We start from the raw sequence: 22,077 nt of genomic DNA on the forward strand, positions 1-22,077 counted from the left end.
GGCCTGGCCAATTAAGGTGAAATTGTGAAAAAGAATAAAGGCATTATTCTCGCTGGTGGCTCAGGAACGCGCCTCTATCCGGTAACGATGGCAGTCAGCAAGCAATTGCTGCCGGTTTACGACAAACCAATGATTTACTATCCGCTCAGTACGCTGATGCTGGCAGGAATTAATGACATTCTGATCATCAGTACCCCGCAGGACACGCCGCGCTTTGAAAGTCTGCTGGGAGATGGCTCACAGTGGGGAATTTCGATTCAGTATAAAGTTCAGCCTAGCCCTGATGGTCTTGCTCAGGCATTTATCATTGGTGAAGAGTTTATTGGTGACGACTCCGTCGCATTGATCCTTGGCGACAATATTTTCTATGGTCACGATCTTTACAAGCAACTTGAAGCTGCATCGATGAAAGATGATGGGGCAACTGTCTTTGCCTATCACGTCACTGACCCTGAGCGTTATGGCGTTGTTGAATTTGATAAAGATGGCAAAGCCATTTCTCTGGTCGAAAAACCTGAACATCCTCGCAGCAACTATGCAGTGACCGGTCTCTATTTCTATGACAACAGTGTTGTGGAGATGGCGAAAAACCTTGCGCCATCACCCCGCGGTGAACTGGAGATTACGGATATCAACCGTATCTACATGGAGCAGGGGAAGCTTTCTGTATCAATTATGGGCCGCGGACACGCCTGGTTAGATACAGGCACACATCAAAGTCTGATGGAAGCGAACAATTTTATCCAGACTATAGAATCACGTCAGGGTCTAAAAGTTGCCTGCCCGGAAGAAATCGCATTCAGAATGGATTTCATTAATAAAGAGCAATTACAGGAACTGGCTAAACCATATCTTAAAAATGAATATGGCAAATACCTGATGGCGCTGGTTGAAGGACGTTTATAATGAATATTATTGATACTAAAATTCCTGATGTAAAAATCATTGAGCCTAAAGTGTTTGGTGACGAACGTGGTTTCTTTCTGGAAACATTCCAGAGTGAAAAATATAAACACGCGCTCAATATCGAAGGTGAATTCGTACAGGATAATCACTCACGTTCAGCAAAAAATGTATTAAGAGGTTTACACTTCCAGCGCAATAATCCTCAAGGGAAGTTGGTTCGTGTTGTAAGAGGCGAAGTATTTGATGTCGCAGTCGACATCAGACCCGAATCACCAACGTTTAAACAATGGGTAGGGGTCTATCTCTCAGAAGAAAATAAAACCCAATTCTGGGTTCCGCCGGGCTTGGCTCATGGCTTTGTGGTCATTTCAGATTATGCAGACTTTGAGTATAAATGTACCAATTATTATGATCCGTCAAGCGAAGGTTGTCTTTCATGGAATGACCCAGAATTAGGGATTGACTGGCCTGTTTCAGACCCTATTCTATCTGAAAAAGATAAATCCGGATTGCTGCTTTCTGAGTTAAAATAATTACATCAGAAATTGATAATAAGGGTGAGCCAAAGAAAAGCCCATCCTTAAATTGTTTGAAACGTGTAACTTATTAAATCTTACTAAGCAATATATAAATATTAATCAGGAAAAATTAAGTTTACGTCAGGTTTTATGAATATCAACGGGTGTAACTAAATAGATTTCAAAAATCAATCAACATTGGTTCGATCATCATCACCTTTGGGACTGTGTTAGCTTAAGATTAAAAAATATTTCGTCACAGCAGTAAATACTCCAGCCCCAGCTTTTAAGAGATTACTAATGAATCCGCATAGTTCGAGATCTACCTCGCTCTTTTCTCTGATTCGTCAGACATGGGCAAATCGAAATCTTATTTTTCAAATGACTAAACGAGAGATTGTTGGTCGTTATCGCGGTTCAACAATGGGTATCCTGTGGTCATTTATTAACCCCATTTTTATGCTCATGGTTTACACCTTCGTATTTTCAGTCGTTTTTAAAGCTCGATGGGGAACAGCTGGAGCGCTTAACGAATCTAAGACTGATTTTGCCGTTATTCTATTTGTCGGCTTGATTATCCATAGTCTTTTTGCCGAAACACTTAGCCGTGCTCCTTCTCTGATACTTGGCAATGTAAACTATGTCAAAAAAGTGGTTTTTCCTTTAGAGATATTGCCGGTTGTGAGTTTTCTAAGTGTGCTCTTCCATAGTTTTATTAGCATGATCGTTTTGATAACCGCTTTTTTCATATTTAATGGTTACATTCACTGGACAATAATCTTCATACCGGTTGTTGTTTTTCCATTGGCATTATTAACTTTAGGCTTGACCTGGTTTCTATCATCGTTGGGCGTCTATCTGCGAGATGTGGGGCAGACAATAACTATAATAATGACTGTGATGATGTTCTTGTCTCCTGTGTTCTATCCGATATCCTCTCTTCCTGAAAACTTGCGTCCGTTGATAATGCTTAATCCGTTAACATTTATTATTGAGCAGGCCAGAGCGGTTCTTATCTGGGGCAAGTTACCTGATTTTACTGGTGTTGGAATCTATACAGTTATCTCATTATTGGTAATGTGGCTGTGTTACGTCTGGTTCCAAAAAACGCGAAAAGGTTTTGCTGATGTCCTTTAAAGAAAATGCGATTGTAATAGATGGCGTAAGTAAATGTTTTCAAGTTTATGACAATCCAGTACGAAGACTAAAGCAGTTTATTGTTCCAAAAGTTGACCGGGTAGTAGGACGTGAAAGCCGGGCTTATCATGAAGATTTTTGGGCTTTGAGAGATGTTTCTTTTGTTTTACCAAAAGGTGAGACAATGGGAATAGTGGGACGAAATGGTTCGGGCAAATCTACTTTACTTCAGATTATTGCCGGTACATTAACGCCAACATCCGGCAGTGTAACTGTCAATGGACGAGTTGCGGCTCTGTTGGAACTGGGTGCTGGTTTCAACAGCGATTTTAGTGGACTTGAAAATGTTTACCTCAACGCATCGCTCATGGGTTTAACGCGAGAGGAAACGGAGTCAAGGCTGGATGATATTCTTTCGTTCGCGGATATCGGGCACTTTATAAATTCTCCTGTACGGTCTTACTCAAGTGGAATGCTGGTTCGCCTTGCATTTGCAGTGCAGGCTCAGATCGAACCGGAAATTCTAATCGTTGATGAAGCGCTTGCTGTGGGGGATGCAAAGTTTCAGGCGAAATGTTTTGCCCGATTAAAAAAGCTAAAACAAAATGGCACTTCAATTCTCTTTGTTTCACATGCAACTGAACAGATAGTCACTCATTGCGATCGAGCATTGTTACTGGATGGTGGAACTACTCAGCTGTCTGGTGCACCACGTGATGTCATTAACCGCTACCTGGATATATTGTTTGGTAAGAAAAACACTTCAGACAATACACGTGATGAAGTCGATAAGCAGATTTCTATCGCTGCTGAAGGTGAGAGAGAGCGCCTGGGGCGTGAAACGGATGCAGAAGAAGCTGCTAAGAGTAAAACTGATACGCAACGTAAGTTAGACAGCACTTATCACGAACGCGCGCATTATAATCCTTCTGAATATAGATGGGGTGATAAAGCTGCTGAAATTTATGACTATTATTTTGAGCAGGATGGTAAAGGTTTTCCTGGTATATTCGAACCTAAAAAGAAAATAAAGTTTCTATTTAAGATAATTAGCCATGAGCTAATTTTCAGGCCTATTTTTGGTTTCGCTATTAAAACTAAAGATGGAGTTACCATTTATAATACCAATAGTGAATGGCAATCAGTTTCTATTGTTGAAGAAGCAAAGCCTGGTGAGACCTTTTTTTTATCAGTTGAAGTGCCTAATCTTCTTTTTGAAGGTGACTATTTTATCTCTGTAGGTATTGCAAGTAGTAATGCCCAGGGTGAAATAATTCCTCATGACCGTCGCTATGATTCAATTCATTTACCTGTAGGCCCAGTTGGTACTTTTACGGGTTTGGCCGATTTAAACGCGAGAATAAAACTTGAAAATGGCTAATTTAGAAAATATTTTGTTAAAGGCTGGCTTTCGTAAAAATGAAGAAACTGCGCTCTGGTCTCCTGCTACCATGAGAGACTTCGCTTACAGTGATGGAGACGATTCTGAAAATTACATTTTTGACACTATACGTAATGCCTCGGATGTGACTGTTGATTCTAAAGAGTTAGGAAAGTTTATTGTTGACTGGCCCTCAACCTATCATCTTAGCTCTGTCCGGGCTAATTTATTACGTCCATTCCAGAGTTGGATGAAAGATAAACGCATTTTGGAAATTGGCTGTGGATGCGGGGCCATTAGTCGGTATCTTGGAGAAAATGCAGCAGAAGTTGTCTCTGTAGAGGGGAGTTATCGTCGTGCAAATATTGCACGTTCTCGTTGCCGGGATCTGGATAATGTCACTGTTATTTGCGCACCCTCAGATACACTACCAGACTTGGGCAAGTTTGACGCAGTTTTACTCATTGGTGTTCTTGAATATGCCCGTGTTTTTATTGGCGAGAAAGGAGAGCAGCATCTTTTAAAAGCCTGTAAAGAGCGTTTGAAAGATGATGGTAAAATCTTTGTAGCCATTGAAAATAAAATTGGCATCAAATATTTTGCAGGCGCGCGTGAAGACCATGTCAACATACCGATGTTTGGTATTAACAACAGTTATGACAAACAAAGCGTAGTTACCTTCGGAAGAAAAGAATTAATAAGTGAGCTTAATGAAGCTGGTTTCACTGATACGCTGGAGTATCTTCCTTTACCTGACTATAAATTACCCTGTGCTGTAGTTACTCCACTGGGATGGCAAAATTACTCTAAAGAGTTAAGTCAATTAGCTGTTGAAAGCGCCCATAAAGAAAAACAGGTTGTACCTCAATATTTGTTTTCTCTTGAACAGGGCATTAAAAATATCTGGAATAATGAAATTGCGGCTGATCTATCAAGTTCCTTTTTGATGGTATCAAGTATGAATAAACAAGAGTCTGTTCATAAGAATGTTGCTGCTATCTATTATTCTGATGATAGAAATACCGAGAATAAAAAGAACGTTGAATTTATTAAAACAAATGAAGGTTTGTCTGTTTCTTCCGGTTCAAGCCAGGATGGTGAAGTGTTATGTGAAGAACTGGAAAGGTTTATCTACGGACAATCATTATGGTCAGATCTTTTAAGGATTGTTAACCGCCCTGATTGGTTGGTAGAAGAATTAGCCGCATGGGCGAAAGGCTGGCTTGATCAGCTTCAGCTGAAAGCTTGCGTTTCACTGGATATCGACAAAGATATTTTATTGCCTGATTCTTATCTGGATGCGTTACCATTTAACGTGATTAAAAAGGATACTGGCGAGTTTGTTTTCTTCGATCAGGAATGGCACGCATCAGAAAGTATAACTTTGGGGTACGTTGCTTATCGCGGTATATATCACTCCTTATTGCGAGTAACTTCTGCAGGTAACAGTAAGTTTTGTAATAGTAACAACATAGCCGATTTGACTGTTGCCACATTAAATGTCATTGGTTTCTCTTGTTCTGCTGCGGACTCAAGAAATTATTTAAGACAGGAAGCTAATTTCCTGGCACAAGTTCAGCATAAAAATGCTGAAGAAATTTATAGTATGCTTAAAGAATTTTCTTTAAGTATGCGAGCTGAATACTGGCTTGACTCTAATGACTACAATTCACTAAAAGGGCATGCAGAAAATCGTCAGCGTCACTATCTAAGCCGTATTGAAGATCTTGAAAAATCTCTTCAGGGTGAACATGAGAATAGTGTCAGACTTCAGCATGAGCTAAATCAACTACATGCAATATATGCTCAACAAGGCCATCTTCTGGATCAGTACCGGCATGACATCGAGAAAATTTTAAACTCTGCAAGCTGGAAAATCTCTGCTCCATTTCGTGTTGCAGGCCGTCGTCTACCTGAAAGATTTAGGGCGCCGGCAAAAAGAACAATTTTCAAAATGTTTTATCTTGGTCAGAAAGTAAAAGTAAAAACAGGAAGTTTATTAGTGAGAGTTAATGCACCTGACAGCAATCTGAAACGAAGCTTACGCGATTTTTTACGGAATCTTTATCTTCAGTTGCCTGAACGATACAAAGATAAAGCTCTTAAATTAGCTATGAAGGTCCGGCCGAGTTGGTTCAGGCATCATCCAGCCTTTAACCAGGCTCAATATGAGCAGGGAATTATTAACAACAACAAAGATGTTCATCCGACCTTTCTTTCTCGCCGCAATGATGGCACTTATTCATTTGCTGAACGCCCTGATGAGTATGTCTATATCCCGGCTAAAAAACCAAATTTCTTCGAAGACAAGCTCAATGAACTTGAAGTACAGCCTCTTTTTTCGATTATTGTTCCTATCTATAACACGCCATTAGATTTGTTAGAATTGATGGTTAAATCGGTTGAGAATCAGTGGTATTCTAATTGGGAACTGGTTCTCGCTAATGATTGCAGTCCGGATAAGGAGATCGTACCAGCACTGAACGCCTTCAAAGATCCCCGGATTAAAGTAATCCATATGGATAAAAATCAGGGGATCGCAGGAGCAACCAATATTGCTATTGATAATGCAAGTGGTGATTATATAGTCTTCCTGGATCATGATGACGAGTTAACTGAAGATTGTTTATTTGAATTTGCTAAATGTATAAATGAAGAAGACCCGGACTTTATTTATAGTGATGAGGACAAGTTCACACCTGAAGGCAACTATTCTCAACCCCACTTTAAACCAGACTGGTCTCCGGACACGATGATGGGAACAATGTACACCTGTCATGCTGCGTGTGTTCGATTGAGCGTTGCCCAGAAATTAGGTGGATTACGTACGGAATTCAATGGTTGTCAGGATTGGGATTTCATTTTAAGACTCTGTGAACTGACTCAGAAAATTTCCCATATTCCTAAAGTTCTTTATCACTGGCGTATTATCCCAGCTTCTGTTGCTTCTGATATTACTGCTAAGCCCTATGTCCTGGCTGCCTCAAAGGCTGTACGTGAAGATGCCCTTAAACGTCGTGGTATTGATGGAATCGTTGAAGAGTTACCTGGCTATCACGGGTATTTCCGCGTTAACTATAATCTTCGCGCTGAAACCCTGGTATCAATTATTATTCCGACACGTGATAACCATGATGTACTTTCTCGCTGTATCAGCTCAATCACAGATAAGACTGCATGGAAACATTATGAAATTGTGATTGTCGATAACGGCTCTCAAAAGAGAGAAACGCTTGATTATCTTGATAAAGTCGCTCTTAATGACAATATCTCAGTCATCAGGCACGACAAACCATTCAACTTTTCAGAACTTAATAATGTTGGGGTTGGGCATGCGAAGGGGAGTCTGTTACTTTTCCTCAATGATGACACTGAAGTGCTGCAGGAAGATTGGCTTCAACGATTAGGCGGTTATGCTCAGCAGAAACATGTTGGTGCAGTTGGTGCTAAACTTGTTTATGCTGATGGACATACTATCCAGCATACAGGCGTTCTTAATTTGCAGACCGGGCCAGTTCATGCTTACATTGGCCACGATAAAAACAATCCTGGGTACTTTTTACGCAATCAGATTGAGTATAACTGGCTTGCTGTCACCGGTGCATGTTTGATGATAGATCGTCAAAAATATGAATCAATCAACGGTTTTGATGAGTCTTTCCCGATTGCTTATAATGATGTCGATATTTGTATGCGTCTTGTTGAAAAAGGCTATTACAATGTTATGTGTCAGGCTGTAACATTGATTCATCATGAATCAGTGTCTCGAGGACTTGACCACATGGATGAGGTAAAAGTTAAGCGTCTACAAAATGAATTAGGTCGCCTTAATAGCAAGCATCCTCAATACTATCAGCATGACCCATTCTATAATGTGAATTTTGCTTTCAATGGACATAATTTCGAGATTATGAAATGATTATTTACGATAACACTGTTAATCCTGCTTATACGAAAGAAGAGATGGATCTGATTTCACTTCGTCATTTAGCTAAAGACGCCAGAGTTATCTCCTTTGATTTTTTCGATACCCTCTTTGTTCGACCTCTGGATGATCCGGAAGACGCCTTTGATCTTCTGGCAAATAAGTTTCTAATTCCTGACTTCAGACAATTACGCCGTAAAGCACAAAAGGATGCTTTTGTGCAGATGGTCAAAGAAGGCCGGAAAGAAATAACATTAAGAAATATTTATAACAATTTCCATGATAGCCGGGCAGATAGTGAAAGCATCATGGAAGCTGAATATCAGCTTGAATTAGCACTTGTTGAACCTAATCCATTTTTTAAGGATTTCTTCAATGAACTGATTGCTGCTGGTAAAACAGTGGTTATTACTTCTGACATGTATCTTGATGAAGGTTTCTTTCGGGAAGCATTGAGTAAATACAATATGGCTGAAGTCCCTCTGTTCATTTCGGCCGATCGTAATGCAACCAAGCGCGATACCGGAGAAATATTCGACTTTTTAATTGCTGAATGCGAAGTTGAACCTCATGAGGTTTTACATATCGGTGACAATGAGTTAGCTGATTATATTAAGCCACGTGAAAAAAATATCCGTGCGTGGCACTACGAGCCAATTCATCTGGCGAATAAAGGAAAGAAACAGTCCCTGGCTTCCTCCTTGATTAACGGAATGCTCCGGACCTTGCAGTCTGAAAATATTAATGCAGACTCTTTTCAGAAATTAGGCTACAAGTATCAGGCGCCTGCAACATGGGGATTTCTGGAGTGGATTCGTAAGCAAAGCATTGCCGATAGCATTGACAAATTATTATTTGTTTCGCGTGATGGTTATTCACTCGAAAGGATAGCATCGCATCATTTTCAGGGTAAGTTGCCAGAGTTTTCCTATTTTATGGGATCCCGTATTGCCTTTAACCTGGCTTTAATGGATGAAGCTAATTTTAATGAGAATCTCAGTTTTCTGATGTCAGGATCTGATGGTTTATCACCTGGTGAATTACTGGAGCGTATTGGTGTAGAGCCTCCAGCAGATGAAGTAATGTTGTCTGTAGGTATTGCTCCTGACATGATCATAGCGCCAGATAACTATGACTTAGTGCATAAGTTCCTTATTGCATTACGTGCAGAGATTCTCAAAGTATGCCAGCGTAATCGACGTGGACTATTTATGTATCTTCATTCTTTAGGTATTAATGAGGGGGATACGGTAGCTATGGTTGATGTTGGCTGGAGTGGAACCACGCAAGAAGCATTCATTCATACTGTAAAAAAATTTATGAACATAAATGTTATTGGCTACTATTTCTGCATTGCCAATACGTATGAAAGAAAACGACGTTCGCCGCATCAGATCATGAAAGCTTTCATTAACAATGACTCTACCAGTCCAGCTTTAGTGGATAAGATTTATGAAAACCGGGTAGCAATTGAGTTGTTTTTCTCTGCACCACATAATACGGTTATAGGTTATAAGCCTATTAAAAATACAGTACTTCCTGTAACGGATCCCGGACGTATAAAGTCTAAGGACCATAATTTAATCAATGCGCAACTAACTGAAGGTGTCGATAGGTTTAGTGAGGATTTCCTGCATATGATAGGGAGATTGCAGGTCAAACTGACCCCTATGCAGCTTGCTCAGCCCTTAATTTCGTTGACGACTAATGATGACTGGCGCAAAAATAAATTATTTATGCAGATAGAAAACTTTGATTCATGGGGCAGTACACGTAACAAAGTTATCAAGTTTCAGGATTATTTTCAGAACACCTCTCAATGCTGAATAAGCCGCTAAAGGGACATGTTGCTATTCTGATGGGCACCTACAATGGTGCCCCATACATAGAAAAGCAACTTAATTCAATTAAACACCAGAAATGGAAAAACTGGTCTTTATGGGTTTCAGACGATGGCTCCAGTGATGATACGCGTTCAATTATAGAAAGTTCTTTTTCAAAAAATCAGAATGATTGCACTTTATTGCAAGGGCCAGAACAAGGTTTTTGCGAAAATTTTAAATCTATGATCGGCAACGAAAACATTATTTCGGATTATTATGCGTTTGCTGACCAGGATGATATATGGCTTCCTGATAAACTGTCACTTGCAGTGAGTTACCTTAGTTCATTTTCTAAAGAGACGCCGGTAATATATTGTTCACGAACTCAGTTAATTGATAAGGATGATAATGTTATTGGTTACTCATCTCTCAACCATAAAAAACCTGGGTTTTCTAATGCACTAATACAAAATATCGCAAGCGGCAATACTATGGTTTTCAATCATGCCGCACGTCAACTTTTTCATAAAACGCTCTCATTTCCGATGATTGCACATGATTGGACTCTATATCTGATAGTTACTGCATGTGGTGGTTCTGTTTTCTATGACCCATTGCCCACGGTACTATACAGGCAACATACAGCTAATTTAATCGGAAATGGAATGAAATTGAGTACACGATTTGGCAATCTCTTTGATGCCTATCGTGGTCGTAACAGGCGCTGGAATGATCTTCATTTCCAAATTTTAGACTTTATTTACCTCCACATGACGTTCGAAAATCGTGCCAGGTATAATGCTTTTCGGCAGATACGAAACAGTAATATTTTCAGTCGCTTGAAATTATACAAAGCCTCGAAAGTTTATCATCAGAACCGAGTGGGTCAGATAACGAACTTTTCATACGTTCTATTTAACAAGTTTTAAATTTGGTAATCTCGTGAAAATAATCGCATCGCTTGTACTCTATCGTCATGCTTATAAGGATATTTCACGCACATTGGATTCATTGTTATCTGAAGAAAGTATTGATAAAGTCTGTATCGTTGATAACGGTGGGCATTGCGACTGGCTAAACGATTACAAACATTCTAAGGTTTCCGTTTTGTTGCTTCAGGATAATAAGGGTTTTGGTGCGGGCCATAATAAAGCTTTTGAAAAATACCGAGCCGAATCGGAATATTTTCTTATTTGCAATCCCGATATCACATTTAATTCTGGCGAGGTTGATGCTCTTTTTAATTTTGCTACAAAAAATCATCTTGCATTAACTATACCTAAAGTCATTTATCCTGACGGAAGTCTTCAATATAGTTGTAAACTTCTGCCTACGCCCTATCAGTTATTTATGCGGCGTTTTTTCTCACCACATGTTATCGATTCAAATCGTGAATATGAACTTCACGATGCTGATTATCAACGCCCATTTTATGCCCCATCTTTTTCAGGGTGTTTTATGCTGATTAGTCAGCAGGCTCTCATCCAGACCGGTGGCTTTGATGAACGCTTCTTTCTTTATCTTGAAGATGTAGATTTATCCAGACGAGTTTCAGGTTTAGGCCTGAATGTCCAGTACTGTCCTGATTCAATGGTTGTTCATGAATCGCAAAGACGTTCATATCAGGATTTTAAGTTTCTTATTTTTCACATCGTCTCAGCGGTTCGCTATTTTAATAAATGGGGCTGGCTTATTGATCCGGAGAGAGACAGATTAAACGCTTTGTGCCTTTCCCAGTTGAACTGTAAGAATTCGTGATTAAAGACTTTTCAGAATTTACGTATTAGTGTAACTCTTCTTATAACTAATTCTATTGATCTAAACGCAGTCATGTTACTGATAACATTGTTTATGAAATGATGTATAATAGATGTTACGTTTATATTGACTGAGTTTGTCATTCGCTATTGGGATAGAGCTGAACGGCTCTGTATATATAGATCAGGAGTAAATAATGTCCAAGCAACAGATCGGCGTTGTAGGTATGGCAGTGATGGGCCGCAACCTGGCTCTTAACATTGAGAGCCGCGGTTACACTGTTTCTATCTTCAACCGTTCACGCGAAAAGACTGATGAAGTCATCGCTGAGAACCAGGGCAAGAAGCTTGCTCCTTTTTACACCGTTGAAGAGTTTGTCGAATCGCTGGAAAAACCTCGTCGTATCCTGCTGATGGTTCAGGCAGGTGAAGCGACTGATAAGACTATCGCCTCACTGACTCCACACCTGGATAAAGGTGACATCCTGATCGATGGCGGTAACACCTTCTATAAAGACACCATCCGTCGCAACAAAGAGCTTTCTGATCAGGGCTTCAACTTCATCGGTACCGGCGTTTCCGGCGGTGAAGAGGGCGCACTGAAAGGCCCATCAATCATGCCTGGCGGTCAGAAAGAAGCGTACGAGCTGGTTGCGCCGATTCTGGATAAGATCGCGGCACGTGCGGAAGATGGCGAAGCCTGTGTGGCTTACATCGGTCCGGACGGCGCGGGTCACTATGTGAAGATGGTTCACAACGGCATCGAGTATGGCGACATGCAGCTGATCGCTGAAGCTTATGCTCTGCTGAAAGGCGCTCTGGGCCTGAACAACGAAGAGCTGGCTGAAACCTTCACCGAGTGGAATAACGGCGAGCTGAGCAGCTACCTGATCGACATCACCAAAGATATCTTCACCAAGAAAGACGAAGAAGGTAAATATCTGGTTGATGTGATTCTGGATGAAGCAGCAAACAAAGGTACCGGTAAATGGACCAGCCAGAGCTCACTGGATCTTGGCGAGCCTCTGTCACTGATCACCGAGTCTGTTTTTGCCCGTTACCTCTCGTCACTGAAAACGCAGCGCGTTGCGGCCTCTAAAGTACTGAGCGGTCCACAGGCTAAAGCTTTCACCGGCGACAAAGCAGAGTTCATCGAGAAAGTTCGTCGTGCATTGTACCTGGGTAAAATTGTCTCTTATGCGCAGGGCTTCTCACAGCTGCGTGCTGCGTCAGAAGAGAACAACTGGGATCTGCATTACGGTGAAATCGCTAAGATCTTCCGCGCGGGTTGCATCATCCGTGCTCAGTTCCTGCAGAAAATCACTGATGCTTATGAAGCAGATGCAGGCATCGCTAACCTGTTGCTGGCGCCATACTTCAAAGATATCGCGGATCAGTATCAGCAGGCGCTGCGTGATGTGGTTTCTTACGCGATTCAGAACGGCATCCCGACGCCAACCTTCTCTGCGGCGATTGCTTACTACGACAGCTACCGTTCAGAAGTGCTGCCTGCCAACCTGATTCAGGCGCAGCGTGACTACTTTGGTGCGCATACCTATAAGCGCATTGACAAAGATGGTGTGTTCCACACCGAGTGGTTAGATTAATCACTAAAAAGGGCTTCCCTCGGGAAGCCCTTTTTTTATCCTACCAGCAAATCCCCGCTCCGAATCTCCTTCTCACCCGCCAGCCGTACCACTAGCATGCCTGCCGTCGCAAATCTTACCCAGTGTCTCGCATAGAGGATACCGCCATGTTCTGCCACCAGTGGTGTGATATGGTCAGTAATCGGATCGACAATCTCAGCGACCACTTCTCCTGGCCGAATCTGTGCGCCCAGCGGTTTACGATGCAGAATCAGACCTGACACCGGCGAATGAATATATTCGCAACCTGCTAACGGCGTAGGGGGATTTTTCAGGGCAGGTGAGGCCGCCGCTGATCCCTCGCTGTGACGCTCTTTAATCACACCTGTCTCTCCCGGCGCTTCAGCAACGTCAGGCACGTTTAAACCAATCGGTCCGTCATTGATTGCCACGATATCGTCACCGCCCGCGCTTGCCGGAACCAGTTCATCGCCACCGATTACAGGTGCAGCCACTTCCACGGAAATTGAGGGCTCGCTGTAGCCGATATAACCGCCTTCCTGCAGTGCCGAAATAATCGCATCCGCATCTTTCTCCGCCTGTTCAGGCGACACATCACGCACGCCTCGTAACTCCAGCGTCACCGGCAGCAATCCCCGTGGCATGGGGTAATCTTTGCCAAAGCGTTCTGCCAGCGTCAGCCAGGGTTCGCAGCAGGCTTCATCAAACGGTTCACCGCCAGAGATCTGCGCCAGCAGCTGCACTTCACTGCCTAACCATCGCGCCAGCGGCTCAATGTCCGGCCAGGCATGCGGCGTGGTGTAGAGATGCGGCACGGCTTCCCAGTCACAGTGCAGGTCAATCATTAGATCCGCCTGGCTGGCCATTCGCATCAGCGTATAACGCTGCGCATCCAGCTCCGTTTTTGGCACGGTATCGCGATAGTGACGATCGATCGCGTCGCGAATCAGGCTTCGGTTCTGCGATTCACTCTGCGTCAGACTATCCGCCAGCCCGGCCGCCAGCGTGGTACCCAGTGACGGGAAACGGCGATTAAAGTCCTGACCAGAGAGCGTATGGAAACGACCCAGATGGGTGCCGTGCCAGTGCTGTCCCAGCGCCAGGGGATTAGCAACCGGCACCAGGGTAAACGCGGCTTTGAGCTGTCCGGCGGACTCCAGCGACTGCAGTCTTTGTTTCAGAAACCATGCCACCGCCATACCGGGCAGTTCGTCACCATGTAGTGCAGCCTGGATATAGACCTGACGCTCGTGGTCCGGAGCAAAATGAAAACTGATGATTTCACGCTGGGTGCCTAAAGAGGCGCTTAACAGTGGATGATGTTGTTGATGCATACCGTGTTAATGTCCTTTAATCGGCAAAGGACGACAGCGCGCCGTCCTGAAAAAGTTAAAGTATAGTGCCGGATCGCGGTGAGGACGAAAAAGGGCGACCGCGAGGTTACTGCTGGATAGAGATATCCGTAGCGAAATAGCGTTTCTGAATCTGGTCAAACGTGCCGTTCTTTTTGATTTCGGTAAAGGCATTATCCAGCGCCGTTTTCAGCTCAGCATCGCCTTTGCGCAGGCCAATTGCCGTGCCGGGGCCGATAATCGGATCCTGAATAATCGGTCCAGCCAGTTCAAAGTCTTTACCCTGCGGATGCTTCAGGAAGCCAATGGCCGCTTGTGCCGCATCAGTGAATACCGCATCCAGCCGGCCTGAAACCAGATCGCTTTCAACCTGGGCCTGATCGCCATAAGGCACCACGGTCACTCCATGCGGCTGCCATTTCGCCAGCGCATAGCGCTCCTGTACCGTTCCCTGTTCCACGCCGACTGTTTTCCCTTTCAGGGATTCAACCGTTGGCAGTATGCCAGAACCCTTACGGGCGATTAGCTGGGTGTGGGTGTCATAGAGCGGCACGGTGAAATCGATCTGTTTAAGGCGCTCTTCGGTAATGCCCATGTCAGAGAGAATGGCATCGAATTTACGCGCTTTCAGCGCCGGGATCATGCCGTCAAACTGGCTTTCAACCCAGACGCATTTCGCCTGCATCTGGGTACAGAGCGCATTGCCCAGATCGATATCAAAGCCGACCAGCTTGCCCTGTGGTGTTTTCGATTCAAACGGTGGATAGGTCGGGTCGACCGCGAAACGCACCTGTTCGATTTTCGCCTTAGCGCCAAACGCGCAGCCAGCCATAACCGCCACAGCCAGCGTCTGACGCAGGCGTTGAGTGAAAATGTTCATGATTTTGCTCTTATTCTGTCGTGATGAATGTTTATGCAGAGTATCGCCGGGCTGCCGGGATGGCAATTACTGCGTTATCTTCACCACGTCAGCCGCGCACAGCGACCGGTAATCTTCGGTGTTCAGGATCACTGAGCGCTCCAGCAGACCGGCGTTAAACGCGATCTCCGGATAACGTTCAAACAGCGTGGGGTCAACGACCAGTCTGAGGTCAGGATGAAAGCTGAACGGCGGGATAGCCCCGAATACACAACCGGTCAGCAGTTCGGTCTCTGTCGGGCTGGCGAGTGAGGCGCGCCGTCCACCGACCGCCGCTGCGACTTTACTCAGGTCGGCCTGCTGATCAGCCGGTAACACCGCCAGCACGTGCTGTTTCACGCCATTGCCTTTCACATGACAGACCAGCGCTTTCGCGCCCTGGCCAATTTCGGTGCCGCGTATCGCCGCAACCGCTTCACATTTACCGGTCGCCTCATGCTCCATCAGGCGATAGCGTGCCTGGTGCTTGTCGAGCAGGGTGATTAATTTTTCATGGGTCGTCACGGTTCTCTCCCCGAGGTTTGAGTCGCCATTATTTTGCGGGATGGGGGTGAGGATTGAGAAGGATTCTGCTCAGAATCCCCATAAAAGTGAAATTCTGAGCAGCATATTGCACAATTATTTATGGCGGGCGCGCAGGTTGTTGATCACAGCACTGAAGTCCAGATCCTGATCCTGTAACAACACCATCAGGTGATAGACCAGGTCAGACGCTTCATTAGTGAGTTCATCCCGATCGTTGACGGTGGCCGCCAGCGCGGTCTCAACCCCTTCTTCGCCCACTTTCTGCGCAATGCGCTTGGTGCCGCTGGCGTAAAGCCGGGCAGTGTAGGAGCTTTCAGGATCGGCCGTTTTGCGAGACGCCAGCAGTTCTTCCAGCTGATAGAGGAAAGTCCACTCAGGCACAGCCGGCGAGAAGCAGCTGGTGGTGCCCAGATGGCAGGTCGGGCCAATCGGGTTTGCCAGCACCAGCAGCGTGTCGTTGTCGCAGTCGGGCGTAATGCTTACGACCTGCAGAAAATTGCCGGAGGTCTCGCCTTTGGTCCACAACCGGTTTTTGGTGCGGGAGAAAAAGGTGACATTGCCTTCTGCCAGCGTTTTTTCCAGCGCCTCTGGGTTCATATAGCCGTGCATCAGCACTTCGCCTGAGACGTTATGCTGAACGATGACCGGCATCATGCCCTGTGTTTTGTCCCAGTCGAGCTGGGACAGTTGTTGTTCGGTTAGCACGCGCGAATCTCCACTCCGTTGTCGATCAGGAAGCTTTTCAGCTCACCAATATTAATAATCTGCTTATGGAATACCGAGGCCGCTAAAGCTCCATCCACATTCGCCTCAGTAAACGCGTCGAGGAAGTGCTGCATCGTGCCTGCACCGCCAGAGGCAATCAGGGGCACGTTGCAGACTTCACGCATTTTCTTAAGCTGCACCAGGTCATAGCCGTTACGCACGCCATCCTGGTTCATCATGTTCAGCACGATTTCGCCTGCACCCAGTTTCTGGACTTCCTGCACCCACTCCAGCGTTTCCCACTGTGTCACGCGGGTACGCGCTTCGTCACCGGTGTACTGATTCACCTGATACTTACCGCTGGCTTCATCAAACCAGGTATCAATGCCGACCACAATACACTGAACACCGAAACGGTCAGCGAGGCGGGTGATCAGCGAAGGATCGGCCAGCGCTGGTGAGTTAATCGAAATCTTATCCGCACCAAACTCCAGAATGCGCGCCGCGTCTTCCGGGGTTTTAATCCCGCCTGCTACGCAGAACGGAATATCAATCACCTCAGCCACGCGCGACACCCAGCTTTTGTCGACGACGCGGCCATCAGATGAGGCGGTGATGTCATAGAACACCAGTTCATCGGCACCTTCAGCGGCGTAGCGCTGCGCCAGCGGCACGATGTTGCCGATGATCTCGTGATTGCGAAACTGTACGCCTTTGACCACCTGGCCGTCACGTACGTCCAGGCAGGGAATTATCCGTTTTGCCAGCATGCAATCGCCTCCGAAACAGTGAATTTATCTTCCAGCAGCGCACGTCCGACAATTACGCCCTGAACACCGCTACCGCGCAGGGCGGCGATATCATTGAGGTCGCCAATGCCACCCGAAGACTGGAAAGCAATCGTCGGGAAGCGCGCCGTGACTTCCTGATAGAGCGAAACATTGGAGCCGCTGAGGGTGCCGTCGCGCGAAATGTCGGTGCACAGCACGTGCTTCAGACCCACCTGCTGAAAATCGGTAATGACCTCCTCCAGCGTCACGCCTGCCGCTTCCTGCCAGCCACTGATTGCGACTTCTTTGCGGTTACTGGCATCAATGCGCACGTCTAACGCGAGCACAATCGCCTCTGCGCCAAACTCCGCAAACCAGCGCTTTACCTCTTCAGGCTGTTTCACCGCGGTGGAACCGACCACCACACGACTGGCTCCGGCTTCCAGCAGCGCGTGAACATCGTCCCGGCTGCGAATGCCGCCACCGACCTGCACCGTGACATCAACGCCGTTGAGCAGGGTTTTCAGTAGCGCAATCTGGCGTTTCGCCGGATCTTTCGCGCCGGTTAAGTCCACCAGATGCAGCACGGTCGCGCCCTGGCTTACGTAATCCTGCAGACGGGGCAGCGGATCGCTGCCGTAATCGCGCTGCTGACCATAATCGCCCTGATGCAGACGAACCACTTTTCCGTCAATTAAATCTAACGCGGGGATAATCATTACATCTCCAGGAAGTTTTTCAGCAGCTGCGCGCCCGCTTTGCCCGAGCGTTCCGGATGGAACTGGACGCCGAAGAAGTTATCTTTCTGCACCGCGGCAGTGAAGGCTTCACCGTAGTGACACTGGGCGATGGTGCTGGCGTTAACGGGCATGGCGTAGCTGTGGACGAAGTAGAAGTAGCATCCTTCGTCGATGCCACGGAACAGATGATTGCCCGCCTGCGCGGTAATCTGGTTCCAGCCCATGTGCGGTAACGGCAGGCCGTGGGTGTCCATCAGGGACACTGGCTCATCAATAATACCCAGGGTCGGCACGCCGCCATTTTCATCGCTGCCGCGTCCCAGCAGCTGCATACCCAGACAGATCCCCAGCACCGGCTGGGTACAGGCTTTCACCAGATCGATCAGGTCACGCTCCTGCAGCTGATTCATTGCAGCCTGTGCGGTGCCGACGCCGGGCAGAAAGAGTTTGTCGGCGCGCAGCACCACATCGGGATCGCGGCTGACGTCCGGGGTGTAACCCAGACGTTCAATCGCCCACTTTACCGACGAGAGGTTGGCGCAACCGGTATCCATGATCACCACGTTCATCACAGCACTCCCTTCGAGCTTGGCAGCGTATTGCCCTCAACGCGGATCGCCTGGCGCAACGTACGACCAAAGGCTTTAAACAGGCTCTCGACCCGGTGATGGTCGTTCTTGCCTTTGGTTTTCAGATGCAGCGTGCTCATCATGGCGTAGGAGAGCGAGCTGAAGAAATGCTCGACCATCTCGGTGCTGAGATCGCCCACGCGCTGATAGTTGAACTCTGCTTTGAACTCGATGTGCGGTCGGCCGGAGATATCCAGCGCACAGCGCGCCAGACATTCATCCATCGGCAGCACAAAGCCAAACCGGCCAATGCCGCGTTTATCGCCCAGCGCTTTCAGCAGCGCTTCGCCGAGTGCCAGACCGGTATCTTCCACTGTGTGGTGATCGTCGATGTAGAGATCGCCTTTCACTTCAATATGCATGCGGAATCCGCCGTGCACCGCAATCTGATCCAGCATGTGGTCAAAGAAACCCACGCCAGTATTAATTTTGCTGCCGCCTTCGCGGTCCAGCCACAGTTCAACCCGCACCTGCGTCTCTTTGGTGTTGCGCTGCACCAGCGCATGGCGATCTCGCTGGGTCAGACGCTGCTGGATGGTCTGCCAGTTCTCGCCGTCAGCGCCGTAACGGATAGGCTGAATACCCATGTTCTCCGCCAGTTGAACATCGGTCAGGCGATCGCCAATCACGTAACTGTTGGCGGTATCCAGTGCGCCCTCTGCCAGCCAGGCTTCAACCATTTTGGTTTTAGGCTTGCGGCAGTCGCAGTGGTCGTCCGGCATGTGCGGACAGATCAGTACATCGTCAAACGCAATGCCCTGCGAGGTCAGAACCTGCATCATCAGATTGTGCGGACCATCGAAATCGGCTTGCGGAAAACGGGCGGTGCCCAGACCATCCTGATTGGTGATCATCACCAGGCGATAACCGGCGGCCTGCAGCGCCAGCAGCGCCGGGATAACGTCTGGCTCAAACGTCAGCTTATCCAGTCGGTCCACCTGATAATCTTCAGGCGGCTCAGAGATCAACGTACCGTCGCGGTCAATAAAAAGGGTCTTCTGGCTCATGCTTGCTCCACAGAAAAGGCTTGCAGCGCGGCGATCACTCGTGCGCACTCTTCACGCGTGCCGATGGAGATGCGCAGACATCCCGACAGGCCCGGATTTTTGTTCTGATCACGCAGGATAATGCCCTGATCCCATAAGGTTTTGAAGACTTTTGGTGAATCGGTAAAGCGCGCCAGAACATAGTTAGTCTCGCTGGGGAAAACCTGCTCAACGCAGGCCAGCTGAGGCAGTTCGGCCAGAAGCCAGCTGCGGTTTGCATTCAGCTCCGCAACATGTTCACGCATCAGCGCAATACCCTGTTCACTTAATGCCTGACCGGCCACATCGGCCACAGGGGTCGCCAGCGGGTAGGGCGCAATCACTTTCATCAGCAGGTCGATAACGGGCTTATTGGCCAGCGCAAAGCCGCAACGCAGGCCAGCCAGCGCAAAGGCTTTCGAGAGGGTACGCAGGATCACCAGGTGCGGATAATCCTTCAGCCAGCCAGTCAGCGTCGCCTGAGGACAAAATTCAATATAGGCTTCATCGGCCACCACCAGCGCTTTACCGGCAGTCATCGTGAGCAATTGACGGATATCCTCCTGATTAATCAGGTTGCCGGTCGGGTTGTTCGGGCTGCAAAGATAAACGACTTTCACGCCGTCCAGCTGTTCCGCGATAGCAGGCAGATTCAGCTGCCAGTCGCTGAGCGCCGGGACGGTACGGTATTCAATGCCGATGGTTTCGGCGCTGACGCTGTACATGCCATAAGTCGGTGGACAGAACAGAATCGCATCCTGCCCCGGCTCACAAAAAGCGCGCATGATCAGTTCAATCGCTTCATCCGCCCCACGGCTCACCAGCACCTGCTCCGGCGTTAAACCTGCGTAGGCCGCATAGCGCTCAATCACGATTTTCGGCTGACACTCCGGATAGCGGTTCAGCGTCTGCTGTGACAGTTCAAACGGCACCGGCAACGGAAACTCGTTGGCGTTAAGCCAGACATCGCCATTGCCACCCAGACGACGCGCCGACATATAAGGCGTGAGAGCGCGTACATTGGCGCGCGCCAGCTGCTCAATATCCTGACTCATGCTTGCTCCTTTAGTGCGGCAACGCGCAGGGTGACGGCATTTTTGTGGGCATCCAGCTGCTCGGCGGCGGCCAGGGTTTCAATGGTCGCGGCCAGATTAAGGAAGCCCTGTGGCGTCAGCTCCTGCACCGTCATGCGTTTCTGAAAATCAGCCAGGCCCAGGCTGGAACAGGTCGAAGTATAACCGTAGGTCGGTAACACGTGATTGGTGCCTGAGGCGTAATCGCCTGCGGACTCCGGTGACCAGTCGCCTAAAAATACCGAACCGGCGCTGGTGATGGACTCCACCAGTTCGCGTGGCTGGCGGGTCTGCAGAATCAGGTGCTCCGGGCCGTAAAGATTGGAAATCTCAACGCATTGCTCAAGGTCGCGCGCCACGATCAGGCGGCTGCTTTCCAGCGCCTGACGCGCCGTGGCCGCACGCGGCAACTGCGCCAGCTGCTGCTCAACGGCGACCGCGACCGCTTCGGCCAGCTTAAGTGACGGCGTCAGCAGAATCACCTGCGAGTCAGGACCATGTTCGGCCTGTGAGAGCAGATCAGACGCAACAAACGCGGGGGTGGCACCTTCATCAGCAATCACCAGCACTTCTGAAGGCCCGGCTGGCATATCAATCGCGGCGCCATCAAGACGCTGACTCACCTGACGTTTTGCTTCTGTGACCCAGGCATTGCCCGGACCAAAAATCTTGTCGACGCGCGGCACGGTTTCCGTACCGAAGGCCAGCGCGGCGATAGCCTGCGCGCCACCCACCTGGAACACCTCTTCTACGCCACACAACTGCGCGGCATAAAGAATCTCATCGGCAATCGGCGGCGGCGAACAGAGCACTACGCGGCCACAACCAGCGATACGGGCAGGTGTCGCCAGCATCAGCACGGTAGAGAAGAGCGGGGCGGAACCACCAGGAATATAGAGTCCGACCGATTTCACCGGGCGAGTGATCTGCTGGCAGCGCACGCCAGGCTGTGTTTCAACATCCACCGGCGGCAGAATCTGCGCGTTGTGGAAGGTTTCGATATTCCCCACCGCGACGGCCATCGCCTGCTTCAGTTCGTCACTTAAACGGGCGCTGGCTTCTGCTATCTGCTGCGGCGTCACGCGCAGGTTTTCCACCTGCGCTTTGTCGAAGCGGGCACTGAACTCGCGCAGAGCGTCATCGCCGTTCAGCTTTACCTGTTCCAGCACGTTGCGCACCGTCAGCGTGACGTTTTCAGAGGCGGCGATAGCGGGACGTAACAGCAGCGCCTGCTGCTGTTCGGGGGTGCACTGCTGCCACTCAATCGGGGTAGAAAAGGCCATGG

Annotated in this window: 19 protein-coding genes; 9 read left to right on the forward strand and 10 right to left on the reverse strand. The window is 47.6% G+C overall.

The features are described from left to right. Positions 1-24: 24 nt before the first annotated feature. The 9 genes from rfbA (at position 25) to gndA (ending at position 13,054) form a co-directional block, all read left to right on the forward strand. Positions 25-906, forward strand: coding sequence for a glucose-1-phosphate thymidylyltransferase RfbA (gene rfbA, locus NP77_RS08885; RefSeq protein WP_039659808.1), 882 nt, complete (start codon positions 25-27; stop codon positions 904-906). Further along, a complete protein-coding gene (rfbC, locus tag NP77_RS08890) occupies positions 906-1,439 on the forward strand; it encodes a dTDP-4-dehydrorhamnose 3,5-epimerase (RefSeq protein ID WP_039659809.1) in 534 nt (177 codons plus the stop codon). The genes rfbA and rfbC overlap by 1 nt, the downstream gene beginning before the upstream one ends. A 285-nt stretch (positions 1,440-1,724) precedes the next feature. Beyond that, positions 1,725-2,561, forward strand: a complete 837-nt coding sequence (locus tag NP77_RS08895) for an ABC transporter permease (protein WP_039659810.1) — start codon at positions 1,725-1,727, stop codon at positions 2,559-2,561. Beyond that, on the forward strand, positions 2,551-3,942 hold the full coding sequence (locus NP77_RS08900) for an ABC transporter ATP-binding protein (RefSeq protein ID WP_004571300.1): 1,392 nt from the start codon (positions 2,551-2,553) through the stop codon (positions 3,940-3,942). The genes NP77_RS08895 and NP77_RS08900 overlap by 11 nt, the downstream gene beginning before the upstream one ends. Then, entirely contained in the window at positions 3,935-7,861 is a 3,927-nt protein-coding gene (locus NP77_RS22605; protein ID WP_052250638.1) for a glycosyltransferase, read from the forward strand. Before NP77_RS08900 ends, NP77_RS22605 begins: the two co-directional genes overlap by 8 nt. Beyond that, the gene (locus tag NP77_RS08910; protein ID WP_052250639.1) at positions 7,858-9,693 is read left to right on the forward strand and encodes a hypothetical protein; all 1,836 of its coding nucleotides are present in this window, start codon (positions 7,858-7,860) and stop codon (positions 9,691-9,693) included. Before NP77_RS22605 ends, NP77_RS08910 begins: the two co-directional genes overlap by 4 nt. Beyond that, positions 9,687-10,619, forward strand: coding sequence for a glycosyltransferase family 2 protein (locus NP77_RS08915; RefSeq protein ID WP_039659812.1), 933 nt, complete (start codon positions 9,687-9,689; stop codon positions 10,617-10,619). Before NP77_RS08910 ends, NP77_RS08915 begins: the two co-directional genes overlap by 7 nt. Before the next feature lie 13 nt (positions 10,620-10,632). Continuing rightward, positions 10,633-11,448: a glycosyltransferase family 2 protein gene (locus NP77_RS08920; protein WP_039659814.1), complete on the forward strand. Its 816-nt coding sequence runs from the start codon at positions 10,633-10,635 to the stop codon at positions 11,446-11,448. A gap of 196 nt (positions 11,449-11,644) precedes the next feature. Next, the gene (gndA, locus tag NP77_RS08925; protein ID WP_039659816.1) at positions 11,645-13,054 is read left to right on the forward strand and encodes an NADP-dependent phosphogluconate dehydrogenase; all 1,410 of its coding nucleotides are present in this window, start codon (positions 11,645-11,647) and stop codon (positions 13,052-13,054) included. A 35-nt stretch (positions 13,055-13,089) separates the two neighbouring features. Here gndA and NP77_RS08930 read toward each other — a convergent pair whose 3' ends face one another. The 10 genes from NP77_RS08930 to hisD all read right to left on the reverse strand — a co-directional run bounded on the left by NP77_RS08930 (position 13,090) and on the right by hisD (position 22,075). Beyond that, on the reverse strand, positions 13,090-14,388 hold the full coding sequence (locus tag NP77_RS08930; RefSeq protein WP_039659817.1) for a succinylglutamate desuccinylase/aspartoacylase family protein: 1,299 nt from the start codon (positions 14,386-14,388) through the stop codon (positions 13,090-13,092). Between the two features lie 106 nt (positions 14,389-14,494). Beyond that, entirely contained in the window at positions 14,495-15,286 is a 792-nt protein-coding gene (locus tag NP77_RS08935; protein ID WP_039659819.1) for an ABC transporter substrate-binding protein, read from the reverse strand. Between the two features lie 66 nt (positions 15,287-15,352). Continuing rightward, a complete protein-coding gene (locus tag NP77_RS08940) occupies positions 15,353-15,829 on the reverse strand; it encodes a YbaK/prolyl-tRNA synthetase associated domain-containing protein (protein WP_039659820.1) in 477 nt (158 codons plus the stop codon). A 114-nt stretch (positions 15,830-15,943) separates the two neighbouring features. Then, complete coding sequence (hisIE, locus tag NP77_RS08945; protein WP_039659822.1) at positions 15,944-16,555, reverse strand: bifunctional phosphoribosyl-AMP cyclohydrolase/phosphoribosyl-ATP diphosphatase HisIE; 612 nt, start codon at positions 16,553-16,555, stop codon at positions 15,944-15,946. Further along, positions 16,549-17,325, reverse strand: coding sequence for an imidazole glycerol phosphate synthase subunit HisF (gene hisF, locus NP77_RS08950; RefSeq protein WP_039659824.1), 777 nt, complete (start codon positions 17,323-17,325; stop codon positions 16,549-16,551). Before hisF ends, hisIE begins: the two co-directional genes overlap by 7 nt. Continuing rightward, complete coding sequence (hisA, locus tag NP77_RS08955) at positions 17,307-18,044, reverse strand: 1-(5-phosphoribosyl)-5-[(5-phosphoribosylamino)methylideneamino]imidazole-4-carboxamide isomerase (protein WP_039659825.1); 738 nt, start codon at positions 18,042-18,044, stop codon at positions 17,307-17,309. Before hisA ends, hisF begins: the two co-directional genes overlap by 19 nt. Beyond that, positions 18,044-18,634: an imidazole glycerol phosphate synthase subunit HisH gene (gene hisH / locus NP77_RS08960; protein WP_004571312.1), complete on the reverse strand. Its 591-nt coding sequence runs from the start codon at positions 18,632-18,634 to the stop codon at positions 18,044-18,046. Before hisH ends, hisA begins: the two co-directional genes overlap by 1 nt. Next, complete coding sequence (gene hisB, locus NP77_RS08965) at positions 18,634-19,701, reverse strand: bifunctional histidinol-phosphatase/imidazoleglycerol-phosphate dehydratase HisB (RefSeq protein WP_039659826.1); 1,068 nt, start codon at positions 19,699-19,701, stop codon at positions 18,634-18,636. Before hisB ends, hisH begins: the two co-directional genes overlap by 1 nt. Then, a complete protein-coding gene (gene hisC / locus NP77_RS08970; protein WP_039659828.1) occupies positions 19,698-20,774 on the reverse strand; it encodes a histidinol-phosphate transaminase in 1,077 nt (358 codons plus the stop codon). Before hisC ends, hisB begins: the two co-directional genes overlap by 4 nt. Next, the gene (gene hisD / locus NP77_RS08975) at positions 20,771-22,075 is read right to left on the reverse strand and encodes a histidinol dehydrogenase (RefSeq protein ID WP_039659829.1); all 1,305 of its coding nucleotides are present in this window, start codon (positions 22,073-22,075) and stop codon (positions 20,771-20,773) included. Before hisD ends, hisC begins: the two co-directional genes overlap by 4 nt. Positions 22,076-22,077 lie beyond the last annotated feature (2 nt).

Origin of the sequence: Pantoea sp. MBLJ3 (genome assembly GCF_000816655.1) — a bacterium.
GTDB lineage: Bacteria > Pseudomonadota > Gammaproteobacteria > Enterobacterales > Enterobacteriaceae > Pantoea > Pantoea eucalypti.